This window comes from Candidatus Symbiopectobacterium sp. (assembly GCF_020054415.1).
In the GTDB taxonomy this organism is placed as follows: domain Bacteria; phylum Pseudomonadota; class Gammaproteobacteria; order Enterobacterales; family Enterobacteriaceae; genus Symbiopectobacterium.
The window spans coordinates 1-6,116 of sequence record NZ_JAHWCO010000460.1 but is presented as its reverse complement, the minus strand read 5'-3'; the positions used below and the strand labels follow the sequence as shown (position 1 = coordinate 6,116).

Genomic DNA, 6,116 nt, shown 5'->3' with positions numbered 1-6,116 from the left:
CAGGTGGGTGAAGCCATGGCCATGGTCAAAGCGCTTAACCGGATCACGCTATTAGGAATGCCGAACAGTATTCGCATCACGTAACAATCGACCCGTATGGGGCGCAGTCGTCACAAGTTCTGATTTATTCAACAAAGCCAGTCCGAATCTGAACGCGATAGAACGCCTGTGGAAAGTGATGAATGAGCATGCACGGAATAATCGCTATTTTGAAAACACCCGCTATTTTCGGGATTCAATATTCAATTTTTTCACCAATGCGCTACCAGAAATATCGGACTCGCTGACGTCCAGAATTCACGATCGTTTTCAGGTGCTCAAACCTGCATCTTGAGGTTTATTGGGTATAAATAACGCTCGTCAGTTAAACGCATGGAATGCGTGAACGGAATTAGGAAAAAATATAGCATGATATTTCCAATAATTTCCTTAACGTCATTCCTAACAAATTAAATTTTGTAATGCATCGCACTATCAGGATGAAAGGCTATGAAAAAAGAGTGGTTCACCACTGCTGAATTGCTGGGGATGGCGGGATTGCCTAAAACACGGCAAGGCGTAAATAAACGTGCTCGGGAAGACGGGTGGGAAAAACGCCGTCATAAAGGGGGCTTTGTTGAATAAATAGATTTTATGCTGGCAGCCCAGCGAAACGACGGATCCTCGCAACGTAAAATCATGCAGTTAGGCCTCATGAGAAAAGTGTACACCTGAGATGACAAACATTTTCAACTAAAACTGGCATGGAAAAACAGCATGATTACCTATTATTCAACAAAGCCCCTCGAGATCGCAAGCGATCCCAACGCATCGACAACATAGCGCACGGACGTATTAATAATCGCGTTGAACGGCAATATGCGCTAGGCCTTCCAGTGCCTCACGGAAGGCGCTCGGCGGCAGCGCTTGAAGCGAGGCAATCGCTTTATCCGCCTCTTGCTCTGCACGCTGTCGGGTGTATTCCAGCGAGCCGCACTGTTGCATGGCAGCAAGCACCGGTTCCAGAAGATGGCGACCATTGCCCTCTTCGATCGCCTTGCGGATCATCGCACATTGCTCGCTATTGCCGTTACGCATAGCGTGCAACAGCGGCAGCGTGGGTTTGCCTTCGTTCAGGTCGTCACCGGTATTTTTACCTAAGGTTTTTCCGTCGGCGCTGTAATCCAGCAGATCGTCAATCAGCTGGAATGCCGTGCCGAGATAACGCCCGTATTCCTGCAACGCTTTTTCCTGCTCATCGGTGGCACCCGCCAGAATCCCAGATGCTTGCGCTGCGGCTTCGAAAAGGCGCGCTGTCTTACTGTAGATGACGCGCATGTAACTCTCTTCGGTGATATCCGGATCCTTACAGTTCATCAGTTGCAGCACTTCACCTTCAGCGATGACGTTGACCGCCTCAGACATCAGCGCCAGCACGCACAGCGAGCCTAGGCTGGTCATCATCTGGAACGCGCGCGTATAGATGAAATCCCCAACCAGTACACTGGCCGCATTGCCGAAGGCGGCATTGGCCGTTTCCTTGCCACGACGCATATCAGATTCATCCACCACATCATCATGCAGCAGCGTGGCAGTGTGGATAAACTCAATCAATGCGGCGACTGTCACATGTTTATCACCTTCATACGCCAGCGCACGGGCGGCCAACACGGCTATCATGGGACGAATACGCTTCCCGCCACCACCGATAATGTAATTGCCAATCTGGTTGATAAGGACAACATCTGAATTGAGTTGTGCCAGAATAACGCCATTGACGTCGTTCATATCATGGGCAGCTAATGCTGTGATCTGTTCTAGATTCATATCTGTGCCAGTGCTTTTTCTGTACGCCGCGGTTAGGGTCGGTTCTATACCGGCTTCAATGGTTATTGTGGACTGATTGTACTTGAAAAATGGCACAGATAAATGGTCGTGTAGAACCTGTACTCTTTTTCTTCAATTCTCTCAAATATGCACTTGTCATCGGTAGGTTTTTTGCGTAGAATTCGCGCCCTATTGTGAATATTTATAGTGTGCTCGAATAATCAATATGAGTACGCGGAAAGCGGAGTTTTATATGTACGCAGTTTTCCAAAGTGGTGGCAAACAACACCGAGTAAGCGAGGGTCAAACCGTTCGCTTGGAAAAGCTGGACATCGCAAATGGTGAAGTTGTTGAATTTGACCAGGTTCTGATGGTTGCAGATGGTGAAGAAATCAAAATCGGCGTTCCTTTCGTCGATGGTGGCAAGATCAAGGCAGAAGTTGTTGCCCATGGTCGCGGTGAGAAAGTAACTATTGTTAAATTCCGTCGCCGTAAACACTACCGTAAGCAGGCGGGCCACCGTCAGTGGTTCACTGACGTGAGAATTACTGGCATCAGCGCTTAAGACTTAGGAGAGCGGATTAAATGGCACACAAAAAAGCTGGCGGCTCGACTCGTAACGGCCGCGATTCCAACGCACAACGCTTGGGCGTAAAACGTTTCGGCGGTGAAAGTGTTCTGGCTGGCAACATCATCGTTCGTCAACGTGGTACTAAATTCCACGCTGGCACCAACGTAGGTTGCGGTAAAGACCACACTCTGTTTGCTTTGGCTGACGGTAAAGTTCAGTTTGAAGTTAAAGGCCCGAAAAACCGTAAATACATCAGCATCGTTGCTGAGTAACTTTTCGCGTCAGGTCTGACAGGTATAAAGCCCCGCAATTCGTTGCGGGGCTTTTTGCATTTCCATATCCCTTCATCACCCGCAATAAACTGAGAGAACCATGCAGACGAAACAGCAGGCTGGCATCGGGCTGAGCTTGGCCTTGACGACGGCAGTATGCTGGGGTGCACTACCCATTGCCATGAAGCAGGTGCTTGTTGTCATGGAACCCTATACCGTGGTGTGGTATCGGTTTTTTATGGCCTCGATCGGTCTTGGGATCATTCTTTTCTCTCGTGGTCAGCTACCGCCGTTGCGTCTTTTTCGCCATCGGCGTTGGTGGGTGTTGCTGTTGATTGCCACTGGCGGGTTGCTGGGTAACTTTGTGCTGTTCAGCTCCGCACTCAAGTTTTTAAGCCCGACCACATCGCAAGTGATTGGACAACTTTCCCCGGTGGTAATGATGTTCGCCAGCGTGTTTATTCTGAAAGAGAAAATGCGTGGCACGCAGATTATCGGTGCCATCATGTTGCTGTGCGGTATGTTGCTGTTTTTCAACGCCAGTCTGATCGAAATTTTTACCCGAATGACGGATTATACCCTTGGCGTGTTGCTGGGAATGGGTGCCGCTATGGTGTGGGTGAGTTACGGCGTGGCACAAAAAGTATTGCTGCGCCGCTTGTCATCGCAACAGATTTTACTGCTGCTGTATGTTCTGTGCGTATTGTGTATTACTCCGTGGGCGCACCCTGAGACCCTCTTTCAACTGACCCGCTGGCAGTTGATTTGTCTGTTTTTTTGCGGTTTGAATACACTGGTTGGCTATGGTGCATTGGCTGAGACGATGGCGCGCTGGCAGGCGGCCCAGGTGAGTGCCATTATTACATTGACGCCGCTGTTCACGCTGTTGTTCTCTGACCTGCTGGCAATCCTGTGGCCGCTCTATTTTGCAACACCGGCGTTAAATCTGGTTGGTTATATCGGTGCGTTTGTGGTGGTCTCAGGGGCCATTTTTTCCGCGATTGGGCACCGTTTTTTTCCGGGAAGAAAACGTGATAATGTCATACCGGTGCCAAAGTAACGCGTGTTAGCCTGACGCTACCGATGGTGGTGTGCGCTGTTTATTTTTAATACAGATGAAATCAACGCGGGAAGCGGGTACAATGCCGCTCCCTTGTGAGGCTGGTTCTGTTACGTTCCGTTTTTTGCATGATGCGCGGCGATCATTCACGCGTCATGTCATGAAAGTATCACGCCAAAGAGCACCGACAATGTCCTGATGCATGGCGTCTGATGATCGGTGATCTCTATGGGTTGTTGCGGAGAGAGTGAATGAAGTTTGTAGATGAAGCTACCATTCTGGTGGTGGCTGGTGACGGCGGTAATGGCTGTGTCAGCTTCCGTCGTGAAAAATATATCCCCAATGGTGGTCCAGACGGCGGCGACGGCGGCGACGGCGGTGACGTTTATCTGTTGGCGGATGAGAGCTTGAATACGCTGATCGATTTTCGCTTTGAGAAATCTTATCGCGCAGAGCGCGGTCAGAACGGGCAAAGCCGTGATTGCACCGGCAAGCGTGGTAAAGATATCACCATCAAGGTGCCGATTGGTACGCGTGTGCTGGACGAAAGCACCGGAGAGGTGCTGGGTGATATGACGCGCCACGAGCAGCGTTTGATGGTGGCGAAAGGCGGCTGGCACGGACTGGGTAATACCCGTTTCAAATCGTCGGTTAACCGCGCGCCGCGCCAGAAAACCAGCGGTACCGCAGGCGAAGAGCGTTCTCTGATGCTGGAATTGTTGCTGCTGGCGGATGTTGGGATGCTGGGGCTGCCGAATGCCGGTAAATCGACGTTCATTCGCGCGGTGTCTGCCGCTAAGCCCAAGGTGGCGGATTATCCCTTCACCACACTGGTGCCTAGCTTGGGTGTGGTGCGCATGGACAGCGAGAAAAGCTTCGTCGTGGCCGATATTCCTGGGTTGATCGAAGGTGCTTCCGAAGGCGCTGGTCTGGGGATTAGTTTTCTCAAACATCTGGAACGCTGTCGCGTACTGCTGCATCTGATCGACCTTGCGCCGATCGACGAATCCGATCCGGTAGAAAATGCCAAAGTGATCGTCAATGAGTTGCAGAAATACAGCGCTTCTCTGGCAGAAAAAACGCGTTGGTTGGTGTTCAACAAGATCGATCTGATCGAGAAAGAGGATGCTGAACAGCGTGCCAAAGCGATTGCGGAAGCATTAGGTTGGGAAGGTAAATACTACCTGATCTCTGCTGCCAACTGTTATGGCGTCAACGCACTGTGCTGGGATGTGATGAACTTCCTAGAAACACAGCCGAAAGCCATGACCATCGAAGAGAAAGGGCCTGAAAAAGTTGAGTTCATGTGGGATGACTACCATCGTGAACAGCTGGCGGCGGTGGAAAATGAAGCCGAAGAAGAATGGGATGATGGCTGGGACGAAGATGACGACGAAGGCGTCGAGATCATCTACCAGAAATAATTCTCGGGCCGCGATCCTCCTGTGATGGAGGAAATGTACCTAAAACGGTCATTCCCCACCTTCGTCTTTCGCCGAGGATGACAAAGAGTTAAGTGACTTTATCTGCCGTTTTGGCACGATCCCTTCTGGGGATCGTGCTTTTTTTATCTCAATTGTTCTGATAAAGATCTTTGTACAGACGACTTTCAAAGCGCGCCAGTGGTACGCGGCGGGCGCGCTGATCTTCAGGTGGCACCGCATAGCACGATAGGAATTGCACGAAAGCCATGCGCTGGCCGCTGGCCGTGGTGATAAAGCCCGCGAGGTTATACACCCCTTGCGGTGCACCGGTTTTCGCAGAAACCTTGCCGTCAACGCCGGCTTCATGTAATCCGGCACGGTACTGTAAGGTACCGTTGTAACCTGCCAAAGACAGAATATCGATGAATTTCAATTCGTTATCGTGCTTGGCAATGTATTGCAGCGCCTGCATCATGGTGGCGGGTGAAATCAGGTTATGGCGCGACAGCCCAGAGCCGTCAACGACAATGCTGTTATCCAGATTAACGCCCGCTTTTTGTCGCAGTACCTGACGCACCGCATCGGCTCCGGCGCGCCAGGTGCCTGGTACGCTGAAACGCTCATGTCCTATGGTGCGAAAAACGGTATCTGCAATAATGTTGTCGGATTTTTTCAGCACGATAGTGAGAAGATCATGCAGCGGGGCTTTGTTGAATAATAGTGAGTCATGCTGTTTTGCCAAGCCAGTTTTGGTAGAAAATGCTTGTGCCCTCAGGTGTACAGTTTTCTCATGATGCCTAACTGCATGATTTTGCGTTGCGAGGATCCGTCGTTTCACTGGACTGCCAGCATAAAATCTATTTATTCAACAAAGCCGGAGAAACCATGACGGTGCAACCACTTGTTCATGCCGGGAATACTGAATCGGATAGCCCAGCGATGTTCGACATAAGCCACGATGTCGTGGGTATGATGGAAGAGAT

At 50.5% G+C, this 6,116-nt stretch carries 6 protein-coding genes and 4 pseudogenes; 7 read left to right on the top strand and 3 right to left on the bottom strand.

All coding sequences use genetic code 11. The annotated features are described in order from the left end of the window. The 3 pseudogenes from QZ506_RS13400 to QZ506_RS13390 form a co-directional block, all read left to right on the top strand. A pseudogene (locus QZ506_RS13400) lies at positions 1–84 on the top strand (lipoprotein); the annotation flags it as partial. A gap of 55 nt (positions 85–139) precedes the next feature. Continuing rightward, positions 140–334: pseudogene (locus QZ506_RS13395) on the top strand (IS630 family transposase); the annotation flags it as partial. Positions 335–489: 155 nt separating this feature from the next. Next, positions 490–609, top strand: a pseudogene (locus QZ506_RS13390) (DNA-binding protein); the annotation flags it as partial. A 225-nt stretch (positions 610–834) separates the two neighbouring features. Here the strand turns inward: QZ506_RS13390 and ispB are convergent. Next, positions 835–1,806 carry an octaprenyl diphosphate synthase gene (gene ispB, locus QZ506_RS13385; RefSeq protein WP_291971658.1) on the bottom strand — a complete coding sequence of 324 codons (972 nt, stop codon included), beginning with the start codon at positions 1,804–1,806 and terminating at the stop codon, positions 835–837. A gap of 253 nt (positions 1,807–2,059) precedes the next feature. Between ispB and rplU the strand changes: the two genes are divergently transcribed. The 4 genes from rplU to cgtA all read left to right on the top strand — a co-directional run bounded on the left by rplU (position 2,060) and on the right by cgtA (position 5,133). Next, a complete protein-coding gene (gene rplU / locus QZ506_RS13380; RefSeq protein ID WP_291971656.1) occupies positions 2,060–2,371 on the top strand; it encodes a 50S ribosomal protein L21 in 312 nt (103 codons plus the stop codon). Positions 2,372–2,391: 20 nt separating this feature from the next. Then, on the top strand, positions 2,392–2,649 hold the full coding sequence (gene rpmA, locus QZ506_RS13375; RefSeq protein ID WP_132454179.1) for a 50S ribosomal protein L27: 258 nt from the start codon (positions 2,392–2,394) through the stop codon (positions 2,647–2,649). A gap of 100 nt (positions 2,650–2,749) precedes the next feature. Further along, positions 2,750–3,709 carry a DMT family transporter gene (locus tag QZ506_RS13370; RefSeq protein WP_291971652.1) on the top strand — a complete coding sequence of 320 codons (960 nt, stop codon included), beginning with the start codon at positions 2,750–2,752 and terminating at the stop codon, positions 3,707–3,709. A gap of 251 nt (positions 3,710–3,960) precedes the next feature. Continuing rightward, positions 3,961–5,133: an Obg family GTPase CgtA gene (cgtA, locus tag QZ506_RS13365; RefSeq protein WP_291971650.1), complete on the top strand. Its 1,173-nt coding sequence runs from the start codon at positions 3,961–3,963 to the stop codon at positions 5,131–5,133. A 148-nt stretch (positions 5,134–5,281) separates the two neighbouring features. Here cgtA and dacB read toward each other — a convergent pair whose 3' ends face one another. Together dacB and QZ506_RS13355 are read right to left on the bottom strand one after the other, a co-directional pair. Beyond that, a complete protein-coding gene (dacB, locus tag QZ506_RS13360; RefSeq protein WP_291971661.1) occupies positions 5,282–5,998 on the bottom strand; it encodes a D-alanyl-D-alanine carboxypeptidase/D-alanyl-D-alanine-endopeptidase in 717 nt (238 codons plus the stop codon). Positions 5,999–6,009: 11 nt separating this feature from the next. Further along, positions 6,010–6,116: pseudogene (locus QZ506_RS13355) on the bottom strand (winged helix-turn-helix domain-containing protein); the annotation flags it as partial.

Excerpts from the sequence above, each read along its gene's own strand:
- ispB (WP_291971658.1), bottom strand. The coding sequence starts at position 1,806 with ATGAATCTAGAACAGATCACAGCATTAGCTGCCCATGATATGAACGAC.
- rplU (WP_291971656.1), top strand. The coding sequence starts at position 2,060 with ATGTACGCAGTTTTCCAAAGTGGTGGCAAACAACACCGAGTAAGCGAG.
- rpmA (WP_132454179.1), top strand. The coding sequence starts at position 2,392 with ATGGCACACAAAAAAGCTGGCGGCTCGACTCGTAACGGCCGCGATTCC.
- QZ506_RS13370 (WP_291971652.1), top strand. The coding sequence starts at position 2,750 with ATGCAGACGAAACAGCAGGCTGGCATCGGGCTGAGCTTGGCCTTGACG.
- cgtA (WP_291971650.1), top strand. The coding sequence starts at position 3,961 with ATGAAGTTTGTAGATGAAGCTACCATTCTGGTGGTGGCTGGTGACGGC.